We start from the raw sequence: 24,891 nt of genomic DNA, 5'->3' as shown, positions 1-24,891 counted from the left end.
ATTAGCCTGATACGTATTTAATCATCACCCCTGCAGCCACTGCTGAGCCAATAACACCAGCAACATTAGGCCCCATTGCATGCATTAACAAAAAGTTTTGCGGGTTTGCTTCCAAGCCAAGTTTATTCGAAACCCGTGCCGCCATTGGCACTGCCGACACCCCTGCAGAACCAATTAATGGGTTGATTGGTGTTTTGGATAACTTATTCATTAACTTAGCCATCAACACACCAGTAGCCGTACCAATACAAAAAGCAACAATACCTAACCCTAAAATACCCAATGTCTCTGCTTGCAAAAACTTATCAGCAACCAACTTAGAACCAACTGATAGCCCTAAAAAGATAGTAACTATATTAATCAATGCATTTTGTGCCGTATCACTTAAGCGATCGACAACACCACACTCACGCATTAAGTTACCAAAACAAAACATCCCCAGTAATGGTGCTGCATCTGGCAATAGCAGTGCAACTAACACTAGTAATACTAATGGGAAAACAATTTTTTCACGCTTAGAGACATGGCGCAATTGCACCATTTTTATTTTACGCTCTTGCGGGGTGGTTAAAGCACGCATGATTGGAGGCTGAATCAGCGGCACTAATGCCATGTAGGAGTATGCAGCCACAGCAATGGCCCCTAGCAAGTGTGGTGCTAAAACACTGGATACATAAATAGCTGTTGGTCCATCGGCCCCCCCAATAATACCTATCGCTGCAGCATCAGCCAGAGAGAAGTCCATCCAGCCTAAATAGGTTAAACCTAAAGCACCCATTATCGTGGCAAAAATACCAAACTGCGCCGCTGCCCCTAAAAATAAGGTTTTAGGGTTGGCAAGCAATGGTCCAAAATCGGTCATGGCTCCTACCCCCATAAAGATAACTAAGGGAAAGACGCCACTGGCTATACCTACATTATAAAACTGGTATAAAACCCCATTATTATACCCTAAATTACTGGCTATCCCCGCTGCAGCAGACTGCAAGGTAGGTGCCGCACTATAGTACGCTTTTAAAACCGCTTCGGGGTCGGTTAGGCCAGACTGCTCCAATGCCGCCGCAATTTTATTGACAATAATAAGTGCTTCAACTTGTTTTGCCCCATTTGCCATCATATTACTGGCCTGGTGCAATGCCTGCTCCACAGCAGAGTAAGCCAAGCCTGCTTCTGGAATATTAGCCAGAATGCCACCAAACCCGATTGGCACAAGCAAAAGCGGTTCAAAGTTTTTCCGTATTGCTAAAAACAGCAATAAGAACCCAATGACGATCATGGCAAACTGACCAAGCCCAAGGTTTGCTAACCCCGAGCCCTGCCATAAGAGAAGAAGTTTATCCATTCAGCTACACCTTACATCAGCTTGAGCAGTGCATCACCCACAGCCACAGAGTCACCATCTTTAACCATGACAGCAGTGATCTTTCCTGTTTTTGGCGCCCGAATTTCAGTTTCCATTTTCATGGCTTCTAAAATAATCAGCACATCGCCTTCTTGTACGGATTGACCAGGCGTTACATGCACTTTCCAAATATTGCCTGCTAATGGCGCTAGTAGTGGCTCACCATCACCTGCACTGGTTGTCGCCACAGGGCTTGCTGGTGCAGCAGGAGCTGCTGGTGTGGGAGCAATACCAGCCACCTCACCTCCTTCAGCCACTTCAACCACATAAGCCTGGCCATTCACTTTAACGGTATACACTTCTGGGCCGGCTGGTGCAGCTGCTGCTTTGGCCGTTGGTGCTGGAGCCGCCTCCCCTGTTGGTACTGGTTCAAAAGCATCTGGGTTACCGCGATTTTGTAAAAACTTCAGCCCCACTTGTGGAAACAAGGCATAAGTTAATACATCATCAATGCTCTCTTTTGCTAATGAAAAGCCTTTTTCTTTAGCTTGCTGATCTAGTGCTTCGGTTAATTTATCCACTTCAGGCTTGAGTAAATCAGCTGGACGACAAGTGATGGGATCAGCACCTTCCAATACTTTTTGTTGCAGCTCTTTGTTAAATTCAGCAGGAGCAGCTCCATACTCTCCTTTTAAAATGGCAGCGGTTTCTTTAGAAATCGATTTATAACGCTCACCCGTTAAGACATTGAGTACTGCTTGTGTCCCCACGATTTGCGAAGTAGGCGTCACTAAGGGGATATGACCTAAGTCTTTTCTCACTGCAGGAATTTCTTTTAATACTTCATCAAATTTATCCTGAGCCCCTTGCTCCTTTAATTGACTTTCCATATTGGTCAACATGCCGCCAGGTACCTGTGCAATTAAAATGCGAGAATCAACACCACGAAGCGCCCCTTCAAATTTGGCATATTTTTTTCTGACAACCCGGAAGTAAGCAGCAATTTCTTCAAGCAGGCTTAGATCTAATCCAGTATCCCGTTCAGTCCCTTGCAAGGCTGCAACAATCGACTCAGTTGGTGAATGACCATAGGTCATACTCATTGAAGAAATAGCCGTATCAACATTATCAACGCCTGCTTCTATCGCTTTCAATGCAGTCATGGGTGACAAGCCAGCTGTTGCATGACAGTGCAAATGTATAGGAATCTTCAGGCTTTTCTTTAACCGGCTTACCAAATCATAGGCATCGTAGGGAGTTAAAATACCGGCCATATCTTTAATAGCAACGGACTCAGCTCCCATATCTTCTATCTGTTTTGCCAGATCTACCCACATGTCTATGGTATGCACTGGACTTGTCGTATAAGAAATCGTCCCTTGTGCATGTTTCCCCTGCTTTTTAACTGCTTTAAGGGCGGTTGATAAGTTACGGGGGTCATTCATAGCATCAAAGACCCGAAATACATCAACTCCATTATATGCAGCTCGCTCAACAAAACGTTCTACAACGTCATCGGCATAATGACGATATCCCAGTAGATTTTGCCCTCGCAACAGCATTTGTTGTTGCGTATTTGGCATCGCTTTTTTTAGCTGTCTAATTCGCTCCCAAGGATCTTCGCCTAAATACCGGATACAGGCATCAAAGGTGGCCCCTCCCCATGATTCAACAGACCAAAAGCCCACTTTGTCTAGCTTTCCAGCAATGGGCAACATATCTTCCAACCGCAACCGGGTGGCAAATAAAGACTGATGCGCATCTCGTAATACAACATCGGTGATACCTAATGGTTTTTTGTTCTTGGTCATGGCTATTTGGCCTTCTCGCTTGCTAATTAAAAATCCTTAAATACTAACGATGACGACTACGATATTGTTTTATGGCCGCACTAATCACCGCTACAAGCTGTTCATCTTGTTGTTTAGCGACCACTGTCGCACTAGCAGTTGGTTGAGAAACAGGGGGGATTTCGTCATGACTGTATTTTGTTATCAGACGCGACATCATCCCTGTAGCAAAAACCAGTAATGTCAAAAATAAAAACACAAAGCCCATGCCAAACAGCATTAAATTCAGACCTTCGTTAAGCAACTCGGACATTATGCGTTTCCTTATTGGTTATCAATTTTTTATTGGCAAGCTAGTACTTTGAGCACTGCTATTTTTTCTTTGAGCACTTTTCTTGTCGGCAAGTCTTCTTTTTTCACGGACTTTTTCAGCACACTATACTGTAGAATATGCTCTATACCAGTATCGCCGTATAATTTACTCGATACACCCCTTATCTTGGGTATAGCCATAGCCGTGACTAAACATAGCCGTGGCTAAACATAGCCGTGGCTAAATATACCGATCGCTATATCGTTTAAATCCAGGCAAATGCCGATAATGTACCTTGATTCCTAGAGAGAGGCAAACCCTACTATGGCAATACTGACAGCAGTACCCGGCTAATTTGAGTTTTTTCTACTTCATTACATTAACAGGCTTAATTTATTACCACTTAATTAAGACCGACAAGTTTTGCCTAGTCTGCCCCTTTTATCTAAAAAAGGCTATGATATAAGGGATAAAGTCGACTTGAGAAATAAAGAAAGCATGGACCTATTTAGTTAGAGAATTATCATTATTCACCAACAAAATAGCTTCAACAGACGCACTCTCATATGCCTCAACCGCCACAGTTAGCATTACCACTCAACCATTTGCATACTCTGGCAAACTCTTGTTGTCTAATTCAATAAAGCTAAGTGGAATGATAGAGAGGGCTTCCCTATGAGCAAATGGTTCCTAGTCATTGCCTGTGTTTTACTAACAGGCTGTAGCACTCCTCACCGGATTGTGTTAATAGATGGGGCTGAGATCGAAACTCTTGACCAACCAGAATATAATAAAACAACAGGTTTTTATGAATATGAAGGAGTGAACGGCAAAGACCGCACTATCAATAAGGATCAAGTAAAAAGTATCAGCGAGCTATAAACCGTAGCCTCTCACTTCAACCTTGGATACAAGCAAGTCCAAAGGTTTTTTTATGGTTATTCAGGAAAGTAACCAGGTGAGGGTTATGTACTATGAAACTGATATCAAAGATTTAAATTCAATAGGATAACAGCATAAATAGCCTAATAATAAAATGAGAATGTTTTAAATGATCAAAAAAGCAATTTTACTGGGTGTAGTTAGCACTTCCGTTCTTGCTATTGGTAGTTATTTTGTATTAAAAGCAACAGCAAAGACGGCACCTCATTACCCTGTTTATGATAACTTACCAACCCCAGCAGTTATTGCCCATCGTGGTGGTAAAGGATTATGGCCTGAAAACACCTTACATGCATTCCAAGAAGCAGTGAGTCTAGGTGTCGATATGCTAGAACTGGATGTTCGCCAAACGAAAGATGGTCAGCTAGTCGTACTTCATGATGAGTATGTTGATCGCACGACTAATGGCAAAGGCTCCATTAGTCAGTTAACGCTAGCCGAGGTAAAAAAATTAGATGCAGGCTTTAACTGGACAGAAGATAATCAAAACTTTCCTTACCGGGGCAAAGGAATTTCCATACCCACCTTTCAGGAAGTGCTTAAACACTTTCCAGAACAAAAAATGATTGTAGAAATAAAACAGGCTCATCCAGCTATTGAGCAATCTGTATGTCAGGCTATCCGCACTACCAAAAAAGAAAACCATGTCATCATCGGCTCTTTCTATCCAGAAGTGTTAAAACGTTTTAGGCAAATCTGCCCTGATATTGCCACCTCTGCCAGCCCGAATGAGGTAAAACTGTTATTCGCAGCTGAGCGACTAGGACTATCAGAACTGCTTAGTCCTGCAGCCAGCGCCCTGCAAATCCCTAAACAAAATGGCAAAATCGAAGTAGCTACCTCTACATTTATCAAAGCTGCCCACGACCGCCAACTACAAGTGCAGGTTTGGACAATTAATGACACCGATACGATGATGTCATTAATTGCTAACGGTGCTGATGGGATTATCACTGATTATCCCAATCGCTTGCTCACTCTGATGAGCAAATAGCCTGTCCACACTCACCTTCAGCTCCCGCATCATTCATGCGGGCTGATAGTTCACTTCAAGGCTACAGGGCAGCTTTATCTTTCATCCGCTTGACCGTATCCACTACTGCCTGAGTTTGGCTGTCTACTTCCAGATTGATTTTTTCACCAACTATAACCTGACCAAACGTGGTCACTCGCAAGGTTTCAGGAATAAAGTAAACACTAAAACAATCCTGCTTTAACTCAGATAATGTCAGACTTACGCCATTTAATGCGACATAACCTTTTTCAAACAAGTAGTCTTGCACTTCAGCTGAAACCTTGAAGGTTACTTTTTTATTATTTGCAGGGGTTTCGATAGCGATAACTTCAGCCACTGCATGGATATGCCCTGATAATAAATGCCCACCTATCTCATCACCAAACCGAGCCGCTCGCTCAATATTTACCTGATCACCTACACTTACGTCAGCTAAATTGGTAATCCGCAAAGTTTCCATCATGACATCAAAGCTAACCTGATCACCCTCTATTGCAGCGACTGTTAGGCAAGCACCATTGATAGCAACACTTGCTCCTAAAGTGAGACCAGTTAATAGCTCACCAGGCAAGTGAAACGAAAAGCGATATAAGTGTTGTTTTTTATCAATATCTGCAACAGGTAGTGTACAAGCGACTATTCCTGTGAACATAAGACAACTCCTCTGAAAATAATGTCGTATTTAGCAAACTGTTACGTTGATGGCAACACACCTATGCAATGAAAGAATTAATAGACCTCTTTCAAGGAAGTACACTAACGCTACGAATTTATAAAACATCTTAACTTGTCCTTGTTATGCTATACCAAGAGAAGCAAAGTAAACAAAAGGTAACGTTTTAACATGAAGCAGGAAGAGTCAATTTCTACTGTTGTTAGCCCAATAGGTGCCATGAATGTGCTATCCAGCAGCGAAGTCAGCAAGTTACAAGACACCTCTCAAGGAGGGCTATATAAACTGTTTCGCCAGTGTGCCTTAGCTGCGCTTAACTGTGATGAACACTCTGATAACCCTTATAAAATTTTAGAACAGCATAAAGATTTTGATATACGTATCATTCAAGAACATCGTGGCCTCAAACTAGAACTAATTAATGCACCAAGTGATGCTTTTGTTGATGGAAAGCTGATCAAAGGTATACGTCAAAACCTATTCTCTGTTGTTAGGGATATTCTTTACGTTGCCAATGAAGTGTCCACCGACAAGCAGTTTGACACCAATAAATCAGATGATATCAGCAATATGGTTTTTCATATGCTGCGTCATGCCAAAGCCTTTGTGCCCAAAATTCTGCCAAACCTAGTGGTTTGCTGGGGAGGCCACTCAATTTCTGACTATGAATATAAATATACTAAACGTGTTGGCTATCAGCTTGGCTTACGAGGCTATCATATCTGTACTGGGTGCGGCCCAGGTGCAATGAAAGGGCCTATGAAAGGGGCTACTATTGGACATGCTAAACAGCGCACAAGTGGAAGCCGTTTTATTGGTTTAACTGAGCCAGGTATCATTGCTGCAGAATCACCTAACCCAATAGTCAATGAACTTATTATCATGCCTGACATTGAAAAGCGCTTGGAAGCGTTTGTACGTCTTGGCCATGGAATTGTTGTGTTTCCTGGTGGACCCGGTACCTGTGAAGAAATTCTTTATATATTAGGTATTTTACTTCACCCTAAAAATCAACACATTCCTTTTCCTCTCATCTTTACTGGCCCAGTTAAAGCTAAAGAGTACTTTCAGCAAATAGATAAATTTATTGGCAAAACCTTAGGAACAGAAGCACAACGACGTTATAAAATAATTATCGAAAATCCACCTGCCGTTGCTAAAGAGATGAAACAAGGACTTGAAGAGGTTTCTAAATTCCGTAAAAAAACAGGCGATGCTTATCATTTTAATTGGTTGCTCACCATTGACCACGAATTTCAACTGCCATTTGAGCCTACCCATGAAGAGATGGCAGCATTAAAGCTGACTAAAGATCAACCTACCTACCTTTTAGCCGCCAATCTAAGGCGAGCAATGTCCGGTATTGTTGCAGGCAATGTCAAAGAAGTCGGTATTCAAGCAATCGAGCAACATGGCCCATTTAAGTTAACAGGTGATCCAGAACTAATGGCAGATATCGATCAATTACTACAATCCTTTGTCGATCAACACCGAATGAAGCTCCCAGGTAGTCACTACGAGCCCTGCTATAAAATAATGAAAAATTAACTGTTAGCATTGTGCTTAATATTAATTATTGCTCCATAAATTAGCGTTTAATTGTCTAATTTATGGAGTAGAACGAGCAGCTAGTGGTTTTTTATCCTTCAATTTGACTTCTATACTTTGTTTTTCTGTTTTAAGAGCACCTATTTCCTGTTTTAGTTTTGTTATTTCATCACAAAAGTCTTGTCGCATTTTTCTCATGGATACATCATCCTGTAGTACATCCTTTAATATACTATCAGTATTTTGTTGTAGCCGATTGCTTTTCATTTTCAAATGAACAATTGTTGTATCTTTCTCTTTTATTTCTTTTTTTAGCTGCGTTACCTGGAATCGAGCAACTTCTAATAGTTCATTATATTCAGCAACTCTTTCCATACGTTTAGCACTATCACTAGCAAGACCTTTATTGTGCAAACAGTTATTAATTTCAGCTTTGTTAAGCGCAAGCAGTTGTTCCTGCTGTTTTAACCTTTTATTACAACACTGCAATTCTTTTTTATATTGCTCTACCACCAGCTTTGTATAGTTATTTCCATACTCATTTTCACCAACTACTAATAGCTTTTCGGGCGATGCTACTTTCTGGAATAAAGCGCAATATTGATTAAAAAGCGCTTCATAAAACTGGCTTGTTGTAAAATCTTTTCTTAGCAGTTCAGCTTCTAATGAAAACAGTGCTTTTCTCAACGCTAGCACCGCTTGACGAGATAAGTGAGCAATAGCAACCTCATCAAGATTAACCTGCCCATAAAAACGCTCTTGCTGAGTCGTAATCTCAACCTGCTTAGTTAAGTGATCACAAAAGCTGTATTGCTGCTTGTCGACTATCGTTTTAAAACTTTGTTGCAACTGACATAAAAGCTCATTATAGGCATGAAACACTAAGTCTTCCGTTTTGCTTGGGTTAGACTGGTCATCGTCAGTATCAGTAAAACTCTTTTTTTCTGCCAATAAAACTTGTTTACGAAAGGCAAGAATATGTCGTTTCGTAATTTGTTGCAGCAAAATGTCACTAAGGCTAACTTCGCCCACTCTATCTAAGCTACGTTGAGCATCGTTAATACAGGTTTCAATAAAACTTAATTGACTATTTTCAGAAGACCTAGTCCGGATTTTCGCTATTTTTTTTAATTTAGCTAACTGCCAACTAAGTACTATTACCAACACCATCATCAACAATGCAAAGTTAGCCAATGCCACTAGCCATATTGAGTTTTGCATTTAGTCTCCCTATGAGATTCATTGCTATAGCCTTACACTTCGCAAGCCGTCTTGTGCAAGCGCCCCTCAGGTTCCGCTGAGTGTATAAACAATTATTAGAGACACCCTATATAAAATATACTCTTCACTCCCATTATTCTCAAACAAGTAAAACATTTAGTGGCACATGCAAAACCAATCTGTTTGGCATATTTACTAAAGTTGACCTTTTAAAAAAACAGCAACCGAAAGGCTAAAAAACAGACATAAAAAAGCCCTCTAATCTAATGATTAGAGGGCTTAATGTAGTACACTACAACTAGCAACTACTATTGTTAATAGTATCCTTAACGCTAGATTTCTTTATACAACTTAGGGTTCAGCACATCCCTAAGCCAGTCACCCAGTAAATTAATAGCCAGTACTAAAACCACTAACACAAGACCTGGGATAACCGTAATCCACCAGCTACCACTTAATAAGTATTCAAACCCACTGCGGATGAGTGAACCTAAAGAAGGAGTTGTTTCTGGCATGCCTAGTCCTAAGAAGGAAAGCGCTGCTTCACTCATAATGGCATTGGCTACTTGAACAGTAGCAATAACAAAGATTGGTGGTAAACAATTAGGTAGAATATGCCGTATCATAATACGTAGCCCACCAAAGCCCATTACTTGTGCCGCTTGAACATATTCTTTTTCTTTCTCTGCTAATACCGATGCACGAATAGTACGAGCAAACTGAGGCCACTCAGAAAAACCAATGATAATGACGAGTAAATAAATAGCTACTTCATGAAAAACTTCTGTACCAAGTTTTGCCTGAAAAAAAGTAGATACGACGATTGCTACCATCAAAGTCGAAAAGGACAGCTGTACATCAGCTAAACGCATTAAAAAGCTTTCTACCCTTCCACCGTAGTAACCGGCTGCTAGACCTATAGCGATACCTAATACTGATTGTAATAATACTGCAAACAAACCGATAATTAATGAAGTTCGAGTGCCATACAGAATGGTACTCAACATATCCCGCCCTTGATTATCAGTCCCCAGTAAAAATCGCTCATCAGCCTCACCTCCCTGCCAAACAGGAGGCAAAGTGGAATCCATCACATCGATACTGGCCAGATCATAAGGGTTAAAAGGGGCTGTTAATGGAGCGGTTACAGCAGCAATAACCATCACTAAAAATATGATAGCTGCACCAATTGCTACTTTATCCTTTTTAAAATAAAAGAGTAGATCAGAGTTTTTAAAACGCTGCCAGGCTGATGTTGATGTACTCATTTACTACCCCCTGTCACATTCACTGTAGGATCAATCAGCCCATAGATAAGGTCAACTATGGTATTGGTAATCACAAAAATTAACCCTACCACAATCAAATAAGCCTGAATTAAAGGAATATCAGCACGATTAATCGCTTCCAAAAACATAAAGCCCATACCTGGCCACTGAAATACAGTTTCGGTCAAAATAGTATATGCCACCATGGTACCTATCTGAACTCCACCAACGGTGACAACAGGTAGTAGTGTATTTTTTAGTGCATGAATAAACCAAACACGGTATTTAGCTAACCCTTTAGCCCAAGCAAATCGTACATATTCTGCATGCAATACTTCCAGCATTTCTGAACGAATTAATCGAATAAATAAAGGCAGCATGATGCTGGCTAAAGCAATACTGGGCAGCACTAAATGTAATAAACCATCACCCGTTAAAAAACCTGTTTCCCAATACCCTACTATATGAACAAGCTCTCCTCGACCAAAGGAAGGCATCCAATTTAATTCAATCGCAAAGACATAAACCAGCATAATTGCTGTTAAAAACACAGGTATTGAAATACCAATGGTACTAAACCCCATGATTGCTTTGGAAAACCAGCTATTAGGCTTAATAGCTGAATAAACACCCAAGGGAACTGACAGGAAAATAATGACTAACGTGGCACCAAACACCAGTTCTAATGTAGCTGGGAGTTTCTTTAAAATCACATCAAGCGCAGGTTCCTTAAAAAAATAAGAAGTGCCTAAATCACCTTTCACCGCTTTTTTCAGAAACCGCCAATATTGTTCTAAAAAGGGGTCATTTAAGCCTAATTTATCTTTTAGCGCTTCCCGCTCTTGCTCTGAAACTGACTGGCCCACCATCTCTCTTAACGGATCACCTAAGTTATCCTGGATAGCAAACCCGATTAAACTTAATATAAGCATTACCACTACTGCTTGCAGTAGCCGTTTACCCAAAAATGCAATCATGCTTTAAACCATTATTTACGTGCAGTAGCCAGGAAGGCTGCCGCAAAAACACAACTCATGACTTCTACGTCAACCTTCCTTCATAGCAGGACGTTACTGGTGAGTACTGCTTCCTGTTAAGGAAACAGCACTAGAGAGACACCATTATTCAATGACCAGATCACCCAGATAAGGGAAGTTCATTACATTCACGATTGGGTCAATTTTAACATTTTTCTTAGACGCCCAAGCTAAATCCTGCCAGTGTAAAGGAACGAATGCCGCATCATCATAAAGCATTTGTTCTACTTTTTGCAGCATCGCAGCCCGTTTAGCAGGATCAGTTTCCTTACCACTTTGAATGACTAATTTATCAACTGCTGGGTTGCAATAGTTGCCACTATTATACTGACCAAACCCCGTTTCCTTATCAGGACACATTAATAAAAATTCAGTAAAGTTAGCTGAGTCTTCTGTATCAGAATGCCAGCCAATCATCATGATATCTGCTGCACGCTTATCAAACTCTGCCCAATATTGTGCTTTTGGCATAGTTTTTAAATCAACTTTAATATTGATTTTGGCCAACATACTGGCAGTTGCCTGAGCGATTTTAGCATCATTCACATAGCGGTTATTAGGCGCCATCATGGTCACACTAAAACCCTTTTCATAACCCGCTTCTTTCATTAATTGCTTAGCTTTATTTAAGTCGTAGCGAGGCTTGAGGTTTGGATTAAATCCTGAATAGCCTTTTGGGCTTTGTTGAGCAGCAGGGGTAGCAAACCCTCGCATAATTTTCTTTGCAATCCCCTCGTTATTAATAGCATAAACAATGGCTTGACGTACTTTCGGGTTTTTAAACGCTTCCACTCGTTGCTGATTTAATTGAAAAGTAATGATGCGAGTGCCTGATATGGTAACCAAATCAACTTTAGGGTCTTTCTTGATCCGATCTAAGTCAGTAGGCGGCACAGGAGCGATAAAATCTACGTCCCCTGACAATAACGCGGCAACCCGAGTTGGTGCTTCTTTAATCGGGGTTAGTACAATCTCTTTAACATTGCCAGGTGATTTTTTATCCCAGTATTGATCAAAGCGTTTGAAATCAACCCGAACCCCTTGCTCACGCTTAGTAACCATAAACGCACCGGTACCAGATGCATTGGTGGAAGCATAAGAATTACCATGTTTTACCAAAGCATCTTTGGATTTATTATTATTATCGAAGCCGGTATAAAACTTACTATCCATTGGAAAAATGTACGTAGCTGCATTCAGTGTCAATGGATAAGGCTCTGCTGTCACCAAGTCAATGGTATATTTATCAACCACCTTGACCTCATCAAAAGGCGCAAAGATGGCTTTAAAATCTGGGCTGGTTCTTAAACGGTTAAAGGTCCACTTAACATCCAGTGCTGTTAGTTCATTTCCTGAGTGAAATTTAACGCCTTTATGTAGAAAAAAACGAACTGTTTTGTTGTCTATCCGCTCCCAACGTTCAGCCAGGCGCCCTTCAACTTTTAAGTTTCTATCCCAGCGGACCAATGGATCAAACACCATATGCGACAACTGAAGTGTACCGCCTGAAAGCTGCTCATGAGGGTCAAGCGAGACAGGGTCTGCGTCATAGGCCATTTTAAGTGTTTTAGCGACTGCACCAAAGCTCATCGTTGCAGCTAGGGCAACACTCGCCATTAAGGTTACTCCACGTTTCATATTATACCCCTAATATCTCCTATTTGATTATTATTGCTGCCCTCAAGCCCGGCTTTCGCCACTTCAGGCATTTAAAGAGTAACAAACAACAAGTTATTCACTACTCTTTGATTAACAGCAAAATGATCGAATTTTACCCTTTACTAAAAGCCCTTTGAAAACTTTTGTTGGGTAACGTGGTAATTTAATTACCACTCCAACCACTTTTACCATTAAGCTTATTATTCCACAATCTCCAAACCTTCTCGGGACAACTGGGTTAGCTTTGGCATTAAATCTAGTAGCTGTTGTGTATATTCATGTTGTGGACTAGTAAATAACTGCTCTGTCTCTGCCACTTCAATCAATTTGCCATAGCGCATTACCCCAATACGGTCACACACCTGGCGTATAACCGGCAAATCATGGCTAATAAACAACATAGTAAGTGACAATTCGTCTTGTAAGTCTTTTAATAAATTTAGAATTTGTGCCTGTACAGAGACATCTAACGCAGAAGTAGGCTCATCACAAATTAAAAACCGAGGCCTTGTAGCAAGCGCTCTTGCAATGGAAATTCGCTGGCGTTGCCCACCTGAAAACTCATGAGGATATTTAACACCTGCTTTACGGCCTAAGCCTACATGCTCCAATAAATCACCTACAATCTGTTGTATCTCTTGATTAGAAGAGGCTAACTTATGGAACCGAATAGGTTCAGCAATAATGTCTGCTATACACATCCTTGGGTTCATTGAAGAATAGGGGTTTTGGAAAACCATTTGTAACTCTCGACGAAATGGTCTGCGCTGCGCTTCTGTTAATCCTGTCAACTCCTTTCCAGCAAACTGAATTACACCAGAATCAGGCGCATAAAGCCCAGCAATAATTCGTGCGATGGTTGATTTCCCACTACCACTCTCCCCTACCAAGCCAAAGGTTTCCCCCGCTTTTACAGTAAAAGAAACATTATCAGCTGCTTGCACATACTTGCAGTTTTTCTTCAATAGTGCAGATTGCGTTTTAAACTTTAAACAAACTTTGTCTACTTTTAACAAGTAGTCTTCTTCTGTTGCAGCAAAATGATTACCTTGGCCAAGCCAATGGTTACTGATATCTATTTTTTCAAATGCAACTTCGGCTGTTTCAATATAATCAACCAGTGGAAATCGCGCTAACTTCACATCTGAACGAGGGACAGCACTGATTAAGCTCTTTGTATAAGGATGTTCAGGACTACTCAAAATTTGTTCGGTGGTTCCCATCTCAACAATTTTGCCTCGGTACATCACTGCAACACGATCTGTGACATTCGCTATCACCCCCATATCGTGGGTAACCAAAATACACCCTACCTGTCGCTCTTTACAGAGTGCTTTGATTAATTCCAGAATCTGATCCTGAATTGATACATCAAGGGCTGTAGTAGGTTCATCAGCAATAATTAACTTAGGTTCTGAGGATAAAGCAATGGCAATAACAACCCGCTGACGCATTCCACCAGAAAACTGGTGAGGATACTGCTTAATTCGAACTTCAGGCTCTGGTATACCCACCTGCTGTAGCATGTCTAAAGCTTTTTGTCGTGCTTGCTGAGTGGATACTTTACTATTGGCTAAAACGGTCTCAACCAGCTGCTGTTCAATCGTCAGCAATGGATTAAGAGATGTCATAGGATCTTGAAAAATAAAGCCAATTTGTTGGCCTCGAATCTCTCGAATTTTATCTGCTGATAGCTGTGATATTTTCTTTCCCTGTAAAAATACTTCTCCTCCAGCCACTCGACCTGGCGGGCTCAGTAAGTCAATAATGGCATTACCAATTGTTGATTTACCCGCGCCACTTTCTCCTACTAAACCAACAATTTCACCAGGCTCTACTAAAAAGCTGGCATCATGAACTGCAGTAGCAATACCAAAGCGAGAAGGAAATTCTATTTTTAGGTTTTTTACTTCTAGTAATGCCATTTATATCCCCTACACAATTGGCAAAGCAACGAAGTATAGCGACAATGTTATTCAAAAAATCATTATCTACTATTCATTAATGTTTAATATTTAAACGTTATAAAGTGTTTTAAGAAGCGATAAAAAGATAACCATTTTTTATTGTTAGTATGCTAGTTTTAGGCTTTTGTCTGTTTTTTGTTTTCAAAAGCTTATTGACTCCTAACGGTTCAACTCATTTTTAGTCAGCTTTTTGCAGCCGGCTTTTCCACCAGCTCAACTGACTACACTGACTTTATTTGCCTTGCTTGACTGTTCAACCTTTTGCAAGCACTCAGCTTAATTTGCAAGTTATTAACTAAGTATCTTTGATCAAATAACCAACAGCTTTCTATTATTTATAACTTTTTAAAATAATCAACCCCTAAAATCACACTTTTTATAATCATTAGAAATATATACAATAACAATAACTTACTTTCAGTTACATATATTATCATTTTGTTTCTAATGGTATCTTATAGTCAACCTAAATCAAACATCTGAGCAAGGGTGCACAAAACTAGACTAAATAGTCATAGTCTGTAAAGGGTTGACCAATAAAGACCAACGCAGGAAGGGGGAATAGAAGCTTTGAGATGATTTACAGACTGATTAATTTGAAGACACTGCAACGCGGCTAATAGGGAAGAAGACTCTGTGTATTCTCTCCCCCTTGCGATGCTTCACAAGGGGCAGGATGAGATCAGTTACATATCTACCCTGATTACCTTATATACACAAGCTTAATGCTCCTCCTTATTTCAGGATACACCACTTGGTACTGCTTCAATTTTGAACAGGCCTCGACAGAACTGTAAGTAAATGCCATAGGGCCTCGCCATAAAAATAGAGGCAACAATTAACACACTACAAGCGGTAACAATTTGTTCAGGATTTGCACCAACCAGTACTAACGTTAACCCATAAATAGTTGGATGAAATAAAATAAAAGCTAACGTGTCCACCATCGAGCGTTTTATCTGAGAAGCATCTGCTGCATTAAACAGCTTGAAAATCCAGTCACGAAACAACCCATAAGGTGTTGCTATAAGTAGATTAACAGGAATATTCACCAGCCGAGACTGAAGCGACTGCTCAACGGAAAGCCCTGTTACTACAATCTCAAAAAACAACCCTGTAACAAATGCAAAAGAAATGAAAGCAAAAGTATCTGCCAAAGAACGCTTAGAAAGCAAATATCGCATCCTAACCTCTAACAACTATTTTTTAACCATGAGGTTCACTGAAAGAAACACAATCCTATTGCGAAGCGCGCACAAGTCATTAGTAACAGCCTCTTTAAACCCATAGCAAGCTAACTAACAAGCACTCACAATAAATCAATACAAGTGGCGCCGCAGTTAAAGGGCTGAGCTATTCGCAGCAGGGATTGACTAGCAAAAAAACGTTAAGTCTTAATGAAAAGAGGAAAATCCATAGAGATCGGTATTCTCTGGAGAGCAGAAGAATTGCAGTTGGCAGCTTTTGATGATAACTCTGGTCACTTTATTTTAACCTAACCAATTTCAACCCAACCATCCACAATACATATGTGTCAAGTTTCTTCAGATGTATGAAAAACTCAATAAGATACTATCAACAGAATAGCCGTGGAATACTAACCAGACTGGGCTTTAATAGCAATGCGTAGTATCCGTAAGGATAAACGAGTTATGTCTTTTGGTTATAGTCTATGCTCCAGCCATATGATCATGAACAAATAATCACCTAATTTAATTTCTAATCGTTATGATTAACTATAAGTAAGCCAAATGTAAGTTGCTACTCTGCCAGCTATAATAATAAGGGTTTTTAACTAACCTATCTTCAAGGATGAAGCTATGAGCTTATTATCGCATTTGTCTGTTCGACAAAAGTTTATCTGTTTACTTGTTGCCCTTTCCATCATATTTATTGGCTCATCCTTTTTCTCTTATCAAGCACTTACTCCAATAAAACTAAGTTGGACTAAGTATCAACATGAAGCAGCAAAAAGAAGTGAATTACTGGAAACCATTCAGGAAAATCTGGGTTATGGGGGCCTCATTCATAATTTTAAAAATTATGTTTTACGCAAAACTGATAAATATTATGGAAGAATTGACCAAAACTACCAAAATATTTCCAATACAGTACAACAATATCAACAGCTGCCTAATCTAAGTCCAGCAGAACAAACTGCATTAAGAACAATTGCTGACACAGCTGATCAATACTTTAACAATTCTAAAAAAATTAAAGAGTTTATTCTTAATAATTACTCCATTAGTGAGCTGGATAAAACGGTAAAAATTAATGATCAACCTGCCTTATCAGCCATATCAGAGTTAAACCAAACCATCAGCCAGTATTCTGGAGAAACCAGCCAGCAACTTGACGATCATTTAAATAAAGCCACCCTAGTGATGGTAATCAGTGCTGTTTGTGCCCTGTTACTTTGTATGACTGCACTGGCATTTATCTATGTAGCCATTAATGGACGGATAACCCGTCTAAAAGATATCATGGAAGATCTTGCCAGCGGTGAAGGTGACTTAACCAAACGAATGCCAGAGCAAGGTCACGATGAACTGTCAGCTGTATCGCAACAATTTAATTTGTTTATCAGTCGCATCCATGAGTTAGTGCAGCAAGTCTCGACAACCGTGGAAAAATTAGCTTCCAGTTGCCATACCGTGTTAGACATTGCTAAAAACACTTGTACCGGAGTAAACCTCCAACAAGGGGATATCAATCAGATAGCCACTGCAATTAATCAAATGTCAGCCACCATTCAAGATGTAGCCCAAAACGCCAACCAAGCTGCTAAAGCCACTACTGATGTCGAACATGAAACAGAGGAAGGCACCAGTCTGATTCATAAAACCCAAACCAGTATCAATCAGCTGGCCCAGGAAATTGAAGAGTCAACATCAGTCATTGTTAAGCTTGAGCAAGAAAGCGATGCAATAGGCAGTGTACTTGATGTCATTAGAGGTATTGCAGAGCAAACCAACCTATTAGCACTTAACGCTGCAATTGAAGCAGCCAGAGCTGGTGAGCAAGGACGAGGGTTTGCCGTAGTGGCTGATGAAGTACGTAACCTTGCTAATCGTACTCAGCAATCTACAGAAGAAATTCACTCCATGATTGAGCGCTTACAAACCGGCTCTCATGATTCTGTCAACGCCATGAGCCAAGGCTGCAACCAAGCTAAAGAAACGGTTAATTTAGCTTGTGAAGCCAATAAATCACTGGAATCTATTGCAGAATCCATTGAGACCTTGACCAAAATGAACGAACAAATCGCCAGTGCAGCTGAAGAACAAAGCGCCGTCTCAGAAGAAATTAATCGCAATGTCGTCGCTATCAATCATGTGGCTGAAGATACAACAAAAATGGCACAAGAATCGACCCACGCTTGTGAAGCCATGTTCAGCCTAACCTCTGAGCTGGAAGACCTAATGAAACAGTTTAAGGTATAACCTCTATCTATTATCGTTCGGTTGCAAGCTGTGGCAAGATAGTGAGACTCACATTATGCTTAAAGTATAACCAATACAGGTAAAGCCTGTACTATGGAAAGGCTGAGTATTATGAAGTCACTATTTGCCGACAGCAAAACCAACCATATCAAACTTGTTTATACCTTAGTTGATCACATTCTTGCTACTGAAGATAACCCGGCTCAATGGCGCCACCAGCTGATTGAAAGTTGTATTTACAATACTGAGCAAGCTGCTCAACTATCAGACGACCAGCTAGCCATGATCTACCGCGCCATACTAATTGCTAAATATGTAAAATACTCCTATGACGAATTAATTCCTGAGTTTGAGCATTACCAAGTACGCTATCGTATAGACTTGGATGATGAGTATACTGCTGGTGCCGTAGCATACTAATCTAGGACTGATAGTTAGGCTTGTGATAATGGAATGGTAGCCAGTACCTTATAATGAGAGCCAGTTTTATCCAGGGTGCTTTGATAAAGCTTGATTGCATTAACATCAAACGATTGAATGCAAGCAGCAGGTAACGATTTATCCCCATGTATGGGCTGTTTTAATCGAGCCAAGGTTAGATGGGGGCGAAACAGTTTAGCTTCTTTTGGTATCTGCCACTGTAAGCATAACTGATTAATTCTTAATGCCAACGCTGGCAGTACCCCCCCAGAACTAACTGATAAAGCCAACAGGCGTATTTTATGTTTATTGGGAAACCAATGAGGCTCTTTTACCTGGCAACTAAAGCAGGCTTGTTCTGCAACTAACTCGCCTAATTGGTCAACTAGCGTCTCAACCAATGCTGAATCTAATGCTGCAATAAATTTTAATGTGATGTGAAAGTGATCCAGCTTCGTCCAACGAAAATTGTTAGGGCAGATTGTTGACGGTAAAGCCGCTTGATAATAGTGGTAAATCGCTTCCGCTAAACTACGTTCAATTGGAATACCAATAAAGGCACGTAGAGGCTGTGTGCCAAGCGCATCTGTGGTAAGCTTCGGCTGGTTAGCAGTTTTCATATGCCCTCATTCAGTGGTGTACCCTTAATTACAGAATATACACATAGTGAAAGGCATATCACAAAAGTAACGAAGAGCACCCTATTAGCCTATGACAACCAGCGCAGCATCTGCCAAACAATGGCTTGAAACCCAAGGTATCAACGAACCTCGCGAACGTATTGAGCAAATAGCTCAGAATATGCTTAGCAAGCTCGCTAAAATGGATGATGAAAACCCTCAACAGCAAGGTTTGATAGAAGCGTTAGCAGTAGTGGAAGACTACCTAGCAAGCTTACCCGTTACGCCTCAGCCAACTATCAACTGGGATACCTCTCCTTTAGGTGACCCATCTGCTGATGCTATTCCACAGTTAACCCAGGAAGAAAAGCAGCAACAGTTTAAACAACTGCTTAAACAACAAAAGTAATGGATCAAATATCCTTACTCACAATATTCGCCACTATAATATGAGCAACATAAGTTGCTTATTATTGGCCAGTTTAGCTATTACCAAGCGCGCGCTACTGATTGATAGCCAATGATGGCTGGTATAGTGAAGCTACTTCTTTTGCAATATCATCAAGCCCCAATGTCATAATGGCAGCATCCATGCTCACTGCGGCTCCAGGCATTCCCCATACAACACTGGTAGCTTTATCTTGCACAATAGTCATTCCACCCATCTGCCTGATTGCCAGTAACCCTTTTGCTCCATCCCCTCCCATACCTGTCAATAAAATACCTAAAGCATTTGCCCCCACACTCTCAGCAACAGAAAAAAATAAACTATCAACAGAAGGCTTATGACGATTAACTGGCAGGGAATCATCCAGCACTGCCTGAAGCGACAAGCGATTTCTTTTGACAAGCAAGTGCTTGTCACCAGGAGCAATATAAATATGGCCTGGTTCCAGTTTAGTTGTGCCTGTCACTTCTTGGACAGGCACTGGCAACAGCTTATCTAAACGCTTTGCATAAGAGCTACTGAAAACTGGCGGCATGTGCTGTGTAACAACAATAGGTGGACCATGCAATGATGAAGACATAACAATCTCTTTAGTTGCTTCAGTTCCCCCTGTTGAGGCACCAATGGCTATTAGCTTTATTTGCTTTTGCACCTTCAGCTTAGATAGATGACTCACTGCATGCCTTTTTTGAATAATACTCTTATTATCCTGCTTCTTATTGAGAGCACTTAAATTAACTAAAGATGCTGCTTTCACTTTATAAATAAGCTGGTCTACAAACGCATCAAATACTTGAGGATCAAAAGGTTTTGCTAAATAATCACAAGCACCTTTTTCTAATGCTTTAAACGTATCTTCAGCCCCTTTCACCGTTTGAGATGACACCATAACCACAGGCATAGGCCGTAATTGCATTAATTTTTCTAAAAATGTAAGGCCATCCATTTTTGGCATTCTTACATCTAATGTAATCACATCGGGATTATGACGTCTTATTTTCTCTCGTGCCTCATAAGGGTCTGCAGCTAAGTCTACTACCTGAATTTTCTTATCTTGCTCCAACGCGACCTTTAAGAAGTTACGCATGGATACTGAGTCATCCACGCAAATTACCTTTATAGGGCTCATAACTTTTTCCAAAGTGATGTTATTTTTTCTAAAAAATTACCCTGATATACCCTTCACAAACTATTTTTAGATGTAAAAACAAAACGGTATATACTCAAAATGAAGGATTATTTATACCCCAGAAGTGCAAAGGCGAAGCTATTGAGCGATAAGTCTCAGAAGCACTTTTAACTAGCTATATAAGTTTTACAGCGACGGTTCTACAGCTATTTTAAACTAAATGATGGAGGTGAAGCGCCATAGTAACAATGCCTAAACGCTATTCAGTTGATGCCCTACATTTGATATACAGAGGACAACTCCCTTACTTTAACCACCCCGGTTCTTGACTCAAAAGCAATTTTTCGAGCATTGCTTCCAAACAAGTGAGAAGCAATTATAGGAATTTCAGCTTCCTTCAAATAACTAATCGCAAACTCAGCATTAATTTTACCAATATCTGACATATGCTCTATCATTTTTGCACCACCAAATAGCTTAGCTTGCAAATTATGCAAATGTGCTCCCTTTTTCAGTAGTGTTTCAATCAAATAAAACATGGCAAAATTACCATACCGCCCCATTAGCACTCGCACAGAAGATTGATTAACATTAGCCGATGACAGTTTAATTTGTTTTTTTGCCTCTGGTAACATGAAGTGGTTCATGCCACCCACCTTAGCAATGGGATCCCACAAACAGGTGGCAACACATGAGCCAATTATTGTTACAATCTCTTCATGCTCACTACTGCCATACACTTCACCAGGTAATAACTTAATAATTTTGACTTCAGAGGCCTCCTGACAATCCATGTTCTTTAATGGGTTTGGTGTTGATCGTTCAACTACCATAGTATTACACCTAATTGGATAAAGTTTTTGCAAAATCTATTAGTGCTATCATTTTCTTGTCAACCGATACCATTCCTGAAATAAAGTCATTTTGCTGATAACAAGAAAGGTTATCTACAGAGCGATAGTTATCCTTTGTCACACGATGGACATCTGCTACTGCATCAACAATCAGACCACTATAAATACTACCGGTAAAACCAGTCATTTGTTGCTTAATAATAATGACAACCGTTGTATTACTATAGCCAGTTTTCTTTAACCCCATTCGGGCTCTCATATCAATCACTGGGATCACTTTTCCCCTTAAATCAATCACCCCCTGAATAAAAGTTGGTAAGCTGGGTAACTCTCGTAGTGGCGACCATCCCCTAATTTCCTGCACTTTTAGTATATCAATACCAAACTCGTTTCCATCAAGAATAAAAGACAAAAACTCTTGCTCTAACTGCTCACCATCAAAGCCATTTGAATCTGATGAGCCTTGAATGTCTTCCGGTAAATTATAGTGAGTTGAATCACTCATTACTCTTTAGTTTCCGGTCATTTGATTTTCTTAATTCAAATAGCTTCTCAACTGCCAGCACAGTTGCCGTTTGTTTTTTAATATTAATCATCCCACTGATTGTCTCAGCTGATATAGTTCCTTTAACCGGCAAAGCACTAGCTAAAGCACTTTCAGCTACCTTCACAACATCAGCGACTGTATCAACCACAATGCCCATAGTGCGACTCGTTGTTCCTTGTTTAACACTGAGTACGATAACAACTGTAGTAGGAGTATATTCTTTACTCCCTATATTAAAGTGTACGCGAAGATCCATCACTGGAATGATCATTCCTCTTATATTAATTAGTCCTTTAATATAGTCAGGTGCATTTGGTATTAAAGTTGGCTGTTTCCAACCCCTGATTTCTTTCACTCTTAATATATCAACCGCATAAAGTTCATTAGCTAAAGTAAAAGTTAAGTATTGTGTGTGATAATCTGTTGTTAATGGCTCATCATATTCCATTACAGCTTCATTCATGAATTATACCTGCAGTTAATGTTCGTAGTTTTAAGCTGCACATGGCTTAACAAATAGTTCATCTGTTATTAATCTGACCAACCCTGATATATCTAAAATTAAAGCTACTGTGCCATCACCTAAAATCGTACCGCCAGAAATACCAGGCACTTTGTCATAGTTAGCTTCAAGGCTTTTAATAACAACCTGTTGCTGAGCTAATAAATCATCTACAAGTAAACCAAATTTATTTCCATCTGCTTCAACTACAACCAACAAAGCACTTGTTAAACTAGTATTAACAGGAGTTATATTTAATAGTTCATATAAGCGAATGATCGGAATATTTTCTCGACGTAACCGGTATACCTCAAGCGCACCAGATATTTGTTGAATAGCATCGGGTACCATTTGAAGCGACTCAACAATTGTATTTAAAGGAATGACATAAGTCTCACTACCTACTTTCACCAACTGCCCATCTAAAATAGCCAAAGTCAGTGGTAGAATGATTTGAAATCGACTGAAATTGCCCTGCTCCGACTCAACAGTTATATGTCCTCCTAGGCTATAGATATTTTTTCTCACAACATCCATACCCACGCCTCGACCAGAAACACCGGTAACAGTCTTTGCTGTAGAAAAGCCTGGTTCAAAAACTAAATCGAAAATTTGAGCATCAGATAAGTGCTCAGATGATTTAATCAATCCTTTTGTTTGTGCTTTACTAAGAATAGCCTGACGGTTTAAGCCTACCCCATCATCAAAAATTTCTATTACAATAATTCCACCACGATGATAGGCAGATAGCTTAATAACACCCGTTACAGGCTTTTTAGCTTGTAATCGACTCTCAGTCTCTTCAATACCATGATCTAAGGCGTTTCGAACCAAGTGAACTAATGGATCTACCAATTGCTCCATAACATTTTTATCCAGCTCAGTTCCTTCTCCTTCGATTTTTAAGTCAACTTTTTTACCAAGCTGGTTTGCTAAGTCATGAACAATTCTAGGAAAGCGGTTAAAAATGAAACTAATGGGCACCATTCTTATCTGCATTACACTCTCTTGCAGCTCTTTGGTATTCTGCAATAATTGGGCAAGCCCAGACTGTAGTCGCTCGATACTATCAAGATTATCTAGAGAAAGCCTACTACCCAAGTCAGACAACATTGACTGGGTAATAACCAGCTCACCCACCAAGTCAAATAAATGATCGATTTTCTCTACATTCACCCTGATTGACTGGTTACCTATGTTAATCGCAGGGGCCTGTTCTTGCTTAACAGAGGCTAACTCTTGAGTTTGGCTACTTTTTTTATTTAGCTCTGCTGGGGATATCTCTACAAAAGACTGGGACGATGTGTCTGGCTCTTCTTGCTGAATCACTTCCTCTTGTTGAATGGCCTCTTCTTTTTTCAATGGGGTAATGGTTAATTGACATTCATCGGCTATCCACTCAAATACTTCAAGAATAGTTGACTTTGTTATGGCTCCCGTTAATTTAATATACCATGATAAAAAACAGTCTTCTGGCTCAATAAATTCCCAATCAGGTAACTGTTTAATGTTAGTTTGTACTGTTAGCTCAGCCAGTTCAGTTAACTCTCTAATAAAACGAATAGGATCATTGCCTGTTAAAAATATATGTCGACTGGGAATAAAAATAACTTCCCATTCGTTAACCACTGGTTGCTCTGCATTATTACGGTTTATTTGAAGTGTTTGTTTCACTTCATCATGGTGAGAAGTAGGATCAAGTAGCTCGCTTGGATTATTTATTTTCTGGATATCAGTTTGCTTTTCAGTTATATCTTGACTTTCACTGTTAGCAATACATCTCAAGAGTGTAATAACAACCTGTTGATTTGCTAAAGGAGTTTTATTACCTCCTTTTCTCATTTCAACTATTTTATGCACAGCATCAACTGCCGTTAACATATGTGTAAGATCTTTCGATAAAAGCCTCCTACTTCCCTCCCTAACCTGATCAAGTATAAACTCCAGCTCATGGGTTATTTCAGCAATATCAATAAAATTAAACGTTGCAGCACCACCTTTGATTGAATGAGCAGCTCTAAAAATGTGATTAACAATTTCGTCATCTACAGCGGCATTACCAAATGTCAATAAGCCTTGCTCAAGGATATCCAGATTTTCAATACATTCTTCAAAAAAAACCTGGTGAAATTGTTCAACATCGATTGTCATGA

The 24,891-nt window shown here is 40.0% G+C and carries 22 protein-coding genes; 6 read left to right on the top strand and 16 right to left on the bottom strand.

Features of this window, described 5'->3' with window-relative positions; translation table 11 throughout:
- Position 1: 1 nt before the first annotated feature.
- Genes ORQ98_RS13270 through ORQ98_RS13260 form a run of 3 tightly spaced genes read right to left on the bottom strand, consistent with a single transcriptional unit; the run spans position 2 to position 3,445 of the window.
- On the bottom strand, positions 2-1,342 hold the full coding sequence (locus tag ORQ98_RS13270) for a sodium ion-translocating decarboxylase subunit beta (RefSeq protein WP_274689297.1): 1,341 nt from the start codon (positions 1,340-1,342) through the stop codon (positions 2-4).
- 11 nt (positions 1,343-1,353) lie between these two features.
- Complete coding sequence (gene oadA / locus ORQ98_RS13265; RefSeq protein WP_274689296.1) at positions 1,354-3,153, bottom strand: sodium-extruding oxaloacetate decarboxylase subunit alpha; 1,800 nt, start codon at positions 3,151-3,153, stop codon at positions 1,354-1,356.
- Between the two features lie 43 nt (positions 3,154-3,196).
- Positions 3,197-3,445, bottom strand: a complete 249-nt coding sequence (locus ORQ98_RS13260; RefSeq protein WP_274689295.1) for an OadG family protein — start codon at positions 3,443-3,445, stop codon at positions 3,197-3,199.
- 675 nt (positions 3,446-4,120) lie between these two features.
- On the opposite strand from ORQ98_RS13260, the gene ORQ98_RS13255 reads away from it, so the two are divergent.
- The gene (locus ORQ98_RS13255) at positions 4,121-4,327 is read left to right on the top strand and encodes a YgdI/YgdR family lipoprotein (protein ID WP_274689294.1); all 207 of its coding nucleotides are present in this window, start codon (positions 4,121-4,123) and stop codon (positions 4,325-4,327) included.
- Positions 4,328-4,496: 169 nt separating this feature from the next.
- The gene (locus ORQ98_RS13250) at positions 4,497-5,381 is read left to right on the top strand and encodes a glycerophosphodiester phosphodiesterase family protein (RefSeq protein WP_274689293.1); all 885 of its coding nucleotides are present in this window, start codon (positions 4,497-4,499) and stop codon (positions 5,379-5,381) included.
- 61 nt (positions 5,382-5,442) lie between these two features.
- On the opposite strand, the gene ORQ98_RS13245 is transcribed toward ORQ98_RS13250, so the two are convergent.
- Positions 5,443-6,054 carry a riboflavin synthase subunit alpha gene (locus ORQ98_RS13245; RefSeq protein WP_274689292.1) on the bottom strand — a complete coding sequence of 204 codons (612 nt, stop codon included), beginning with the start codon at positions 6,052-6,054 and terminating at the stop codon, positions 5,443-5,445.
- A 192-nt stretch (positions 6,055-6,246) separates the two neighbouring features.
- Between ORQ98_RS13245 and ppnN the strand changes: the two genes are divergently transcribed.
- A complete protein-coding gene (ppnN, locus tag ORQ98_RS13240) occupies positions 6,247-7,623 on the top strand; it encodes a nucleotide 5'-monophosphate nucleosidase PpnN (protein ID WP_274689291.1) in 1,377 nt (458 codons plus the stop codon).
- Positions 7,624-7,683: 60 nt separating this feature from the next.
- Here ppnN and ORQ98_RS13235 read toward each other — a convergent pair whose 3' ends face one another.
- The 6 genes from ORQ98_RS13235 to alaE form a co-directional block, all read right to left on the bottom strand.
- Positions 7,684-8,844: a hypothetical protein gene (locus ORQ98_RS13235; RefSeq protein ID WP_274689290.1), complete on the bottom strand. Its 1,161-nt coding sequence runs from the start codon at positions 8,842-8,844 to the stop codon at positions 7,684-7,686.
- Positions 8,845-9,176: 332 nt separating this feature from the next.
- Entirely contained in the window at positions 9,177-10,112 is a 936-nt protein-coding gene (locus ORQ98_RS13230) for an ABC transporter permease (RefSeq protein ID WP_274689289.1), read from the bottom strand.
- Positions 10,109-11,089, bottom strand: coding sequence for an ABC transporter permease (locus ORQ98_RS13225; protein WP_274689288.1), 981 nt, complete (start codon positions 11,087-11,089; stop codon positions 10,109-10,111). The genes ORQ98_RS13230 and ORQ98_RS13225 overlap by 4 nt, the downstream gene beginning before the upstream one ends.
- A 144-nt stretch (positions 11,090-11,233) precedes the next feature.
- The gene (locus ORQ98_RS13220) at positions 11,234-12,787 is read right to left on the bottom strand and encodes an ABC transporter substrate-binding protein (protein ID WP_274689287.1); all 1,554 of its coding nucleotides are present in this window, start codon (positions 12,785-12,787) and stop codon (positions 11,234-11,236) included.
- Positions 12,788-13,008: 221 nt separating this feature from the next.
- Positions 13,009-14,733, bottom strand: coding sequence for an ABC transporter ATP-binding protein (locus tag ORQ98_RS13215; RefSeq protein WP_274689286.1), 1,725 nt, complete (start codon positions 14,731-14,733; stop codon positions 13,009-13,011).
- 782 nt (positions 14,734-15,515) lie between these two features.
- Positions 15,516-15,959, bottom strand: a complete 444-nt coding sequence (gene alaE, locus ORQ98_RS13210; RefSeq protein WP_274689285.1) for an L-alanine exporter AlaE — start codon at positions 15,957-15,959, stop codon at positions 15,516-15,518.
- Positions 15,960-16,595: 636 nt separating this feature from the next.
- On the opposite strand from alaE, the gene ORQ98_RS13205 reads away from it, so the two are divergent.
- Together ORQ98_RS13205 and ORQ98_RS13200 are read left to right on the top strand one after the other, a co-directional pair.
- On the top strand, positions 16,596-18,218 hold the full coding sequence (locus ORQ98_RS13205; protein WP_274689284.1) for a methyl-accepting chemotaxis protein: 1,623 nt from the start codon (positions 16,596-16,598) through the stop codon (positions 18,216-18,218).
- 111 nt (positions 18,219-18,329) lie between these two features.
- Positions 18,330-18,638: a hypothetical protein gene (locus tag ORQ98_RS13200; RefSeq protein ID WP_274689283.1), complete on the top strand. Its 309-nt coding sequence runs from the start codon at positions 18,330-18,332 to the stop codon at positions 18,636-18,638.
- Positions 18,639-18,652: 14 nt separating this feature from the next.
- Here the strand turns inward: ORQ98_RS13200 and thpR are convergent, their stop codons facing one another.
- On the bottom strand, positions 18,653-19,258 hold the full coding sequence (thpR, locus tag ORQ98_RS13195) for an RNA 2',3'-cyclic phosphodiesterase (RefSeq protein WP_274689282.1): 606 nt from the start codon (positions 19,256-19,258) through the stop codon (positions 18,653-18,655).
- A 91-nt stretch (positions 19,259-19,349) separates the two neighbouring features.
- Between thpR and ORQ98_RS13190 the strand changes: the two genes are divergently transcribed.
- Entirely contained in the window at positions 19,350-19,667 is a 318-nt protein-coding gene (locus ORQ98_RS13190) for a hypothetical protein (protein WP_274689281.1), read from the top strand.
- A 94-nt stretch (positions 19,668-19,761) separates the two neighbouring features.
- Here ORQ98_RS13190 and ORQ98_RS13185 read toward each other — a convergent pair whose 3' ends face one another.
- The 5 genes from ORQ98_RS13185 to ORQ98_RS13165 all read right to left on the bottom strand — a co-directional run bounded on the left by ORQ98_RS13185 (position 19,762) and on the right by ORQ98_RS13165 (position 24,889).
- On the bottom strand, positions 19,762-20,835 hold the full coding sequence (locus tag ORQ98_RS13185) for a protein-glutamate methylesterase/protein-glutamine glutaminase (protein WP_274689280.1): 1,074 nt from the start codon (positions 20,833-20,835) through the stop codon (positions 19,762-19,764).
- A gap of 275 nt (positions 20,836-21,110) precedes the next feature.
- Positions 21,111-21,668 (bottom strand): chemotaxis protein CheD, encoded by a 558-nt coding sequence (locus ORQ98_RS13180; protein ID WP_274689279.1) that lies wholly within the window; start codon positions 21,666-21,668, stop codon positions 21,111-21,113.
- Positions 21,669-21,678: 10 nt separating this feature from the next.
- The gene (locus tag ORQ98_RS13175) at positions 21,679-22,194 is read right to left on the bottom strand and encodes a chemotaxis protein CheW (protein ID WP_274689278.1); all 516 of its coding nucleotides are present in this window, start codon (positions 22,192-22,194) and stop codon (positions 21,679-21,681) included.
- Positions 22,187-22,699, bottom strand: a complete 513-nt coding sequence (locus ORQ98_RS13170) for a chemotaxis protein CheW (RefSeq protein ID WP_274689277.1) — start codon at positions 22,697-22,699, stop codon at positions 22,187-22,189. Before ORQ98_RS13170 ends, ORQ98_RS13175 begins: the two co-directional genes overlap by 8 nt.
- Positions 22,700-22,729: 30 nt before the next feature.
- Positions 22,730-24,889, bottom strand: a complete 2,160-nt coding sequence (locus ORQ98_RS13165) for a chemotaxis protein CheA (protein WP_274689276.1) — start codon at positions 24,887-24,889, stop codon at positions 22,730-22,732.
- Positions 24,890-24,891 lie beyond the last annotated feature (2 nt).

Source organism: Spartinivicinus poritis, from assembly GCF_028858535.1.
Classification (GTDB): Bacteria; Pseudomonadota; Gammaproteobacteria; order Pseudomonadales; family Zooshikellaceae; genus Spartinivicinus; species Spartinivicinus poritis.
Note: the sequence above shows the minus strand (reverse complement) of the source record. Positions and strands in the feature narration are given on the sequence as shown.

Bases quoted from the DNA above. Each gene is read 5' to 3' on its own strand.
- ORQ98_RS13215 (WP_274689286.1), bottom strand. From the start codon at position 14,733: ATGGCATTACTAGAAGTAAAAAACCTAAAAATAGAATTTCCTTCTCGC.
- ORQ98_RS13180 (WP_274689279.1), bottom strand. From the start codon at position 21,668: ATGGTAGTTGAACGATCAACACCAAACCCATTAAAGAACATGGATTGT.
- ORQ98_RS13205 (WP_274689284.1), top strand. From the start codon at position 16,596: ATGAGCTTATTATCGCATTTGTCTGTTCGACAAAAGTTTATCTGTTTA.
- ORQ98_RS13250 (WP_274689293.1), top strand. From the start codon at position 4,497: ATGATCAAAAAAGCAATTTTACTGGGTGTAGTTAGCACTTCCGTTCTT.
- ORQ98_RS13165 (WP_274689276.1), bottom strand. From the start codon at position 24,889: ATGACAATCGATGTTGAACAATTTCACCAGGTTTTTTTTGAAGAATGT.
- thpR (WP_274689282.1), bottom strand. From the start codon at position 19,258: ATGAAAACTGCTAACCAGCCGAAGCTTACCACAGATGCGCTTGGCACA.
- oadA (WP_274689296.1), bottom strand. From the start codon at position 3,153: ATGACCAAGAACAAAAAACCATTAGGTATCACCGATGTTGTATTACGA.
- ORQ98_RS13260 (WP_274689295.1), bottom strand. From the start codon at position 3,445: ATGTCCGAGTTGCTTAACGAAGGTCTGAATTTAATGCTGTTTGGCATG.
- ORQ98_RS13225 (WP_274689288.1), bottom strand. From the start codon at position 11,089: ATGATTGCATTTTTGGGTAAACGGCTACTGCAAGCAGTAGTGGTAATG.
- ORQ98_RS13200 (WP_274689283.1), top strand. From the start codon at position 18,330: ATGAAGTCACTATTTGCCGACAGCAAAACCAACCATATCAAACTTGTT.
- ORQ98_RS13170 (WP_274689277.1), bottom strand. From the start codon at position 22,699: ATGAATGAAGCTGTAATGGAATATGATGAGCCATTAACAACAGATTAT.
- ORQ98_RS13245 (WP_274689292.1), bottom strand. From the start codon at position 6,054: ATGTTCACAGGAATAGTCGCTTGTACACTACCTGTTGCAGATATTGAT.
- ORQ98_RS13190 (WP_274689281.1), top strand. From the start codon at position 19,350: ATGACAACCAGCGCAGCATCTGCCAAACAATGGCTTGAAACCCAAGGT.
- ppnN (WP_274689291.1), top strand. From the start codon at position 6,247: ATGAAGCAGGAAGAGTCAATTTCTACTGTTGTTAGCCCAATAGGTGCC.
- ORQ98_RS13175 (WP_274689278.1), bottom strand. From the start codon at position 22,194: ATGAGTGATTCAACTCACTATAATTTACCGGAAGACATTCAAGGCTCA.
- ORQ98_RS13270 (WP_274689297.1), bottom strand. From the start codon at position 1,342: ATGGATAAACTTCTTCTCTTATGGCAGGGCTCGGGGTTAGCAAACCTT.
- ORQ98_RS13185 (WP_274689280.1), bottom strand. From the start codon at position 20,835: ATGAGCCCTATAAAGGTAATTTGCGTGGATGACTCAGTATCCATGCGT.
- ORQ98_RS13220 (WP_274689287.1), bottom strand. From the start codon at position 12,787: ATGAAACGTGGAGTAACCTTAATGGCGAGTGTTGCCCTAGCTGCAACG.
- ORQ98_RS13255 (WP_274689294.1), top strand. From the start codon at position 4,121: ATGAGCAAATGGTTCCTAGTCATTGCCTGTGTTTTACTAACAGGCTGT.
- ORQ98_RS13230 (WP_274689289.1), bottom strand. From the start codon at position 10,112: ATGAGTACATCAACATCAGCCTGGCAGCGTTTTAAAAACTCTGATCTA.
- ORQ98_RS13235 (WP_274689290.1), bottom strand. From the start codon at position 8,844: ATGCAAAACTCAATATGGCTAGTGGCATTGGCTAACTTTGCATTGTTG.
- alaE (WP_274689285.1), bottom strand. From the start codon at position 15,959: ATGCGATATTTGCTTTCTAAGCGTTCTTTGGCAGATACTTTTGCTTTC.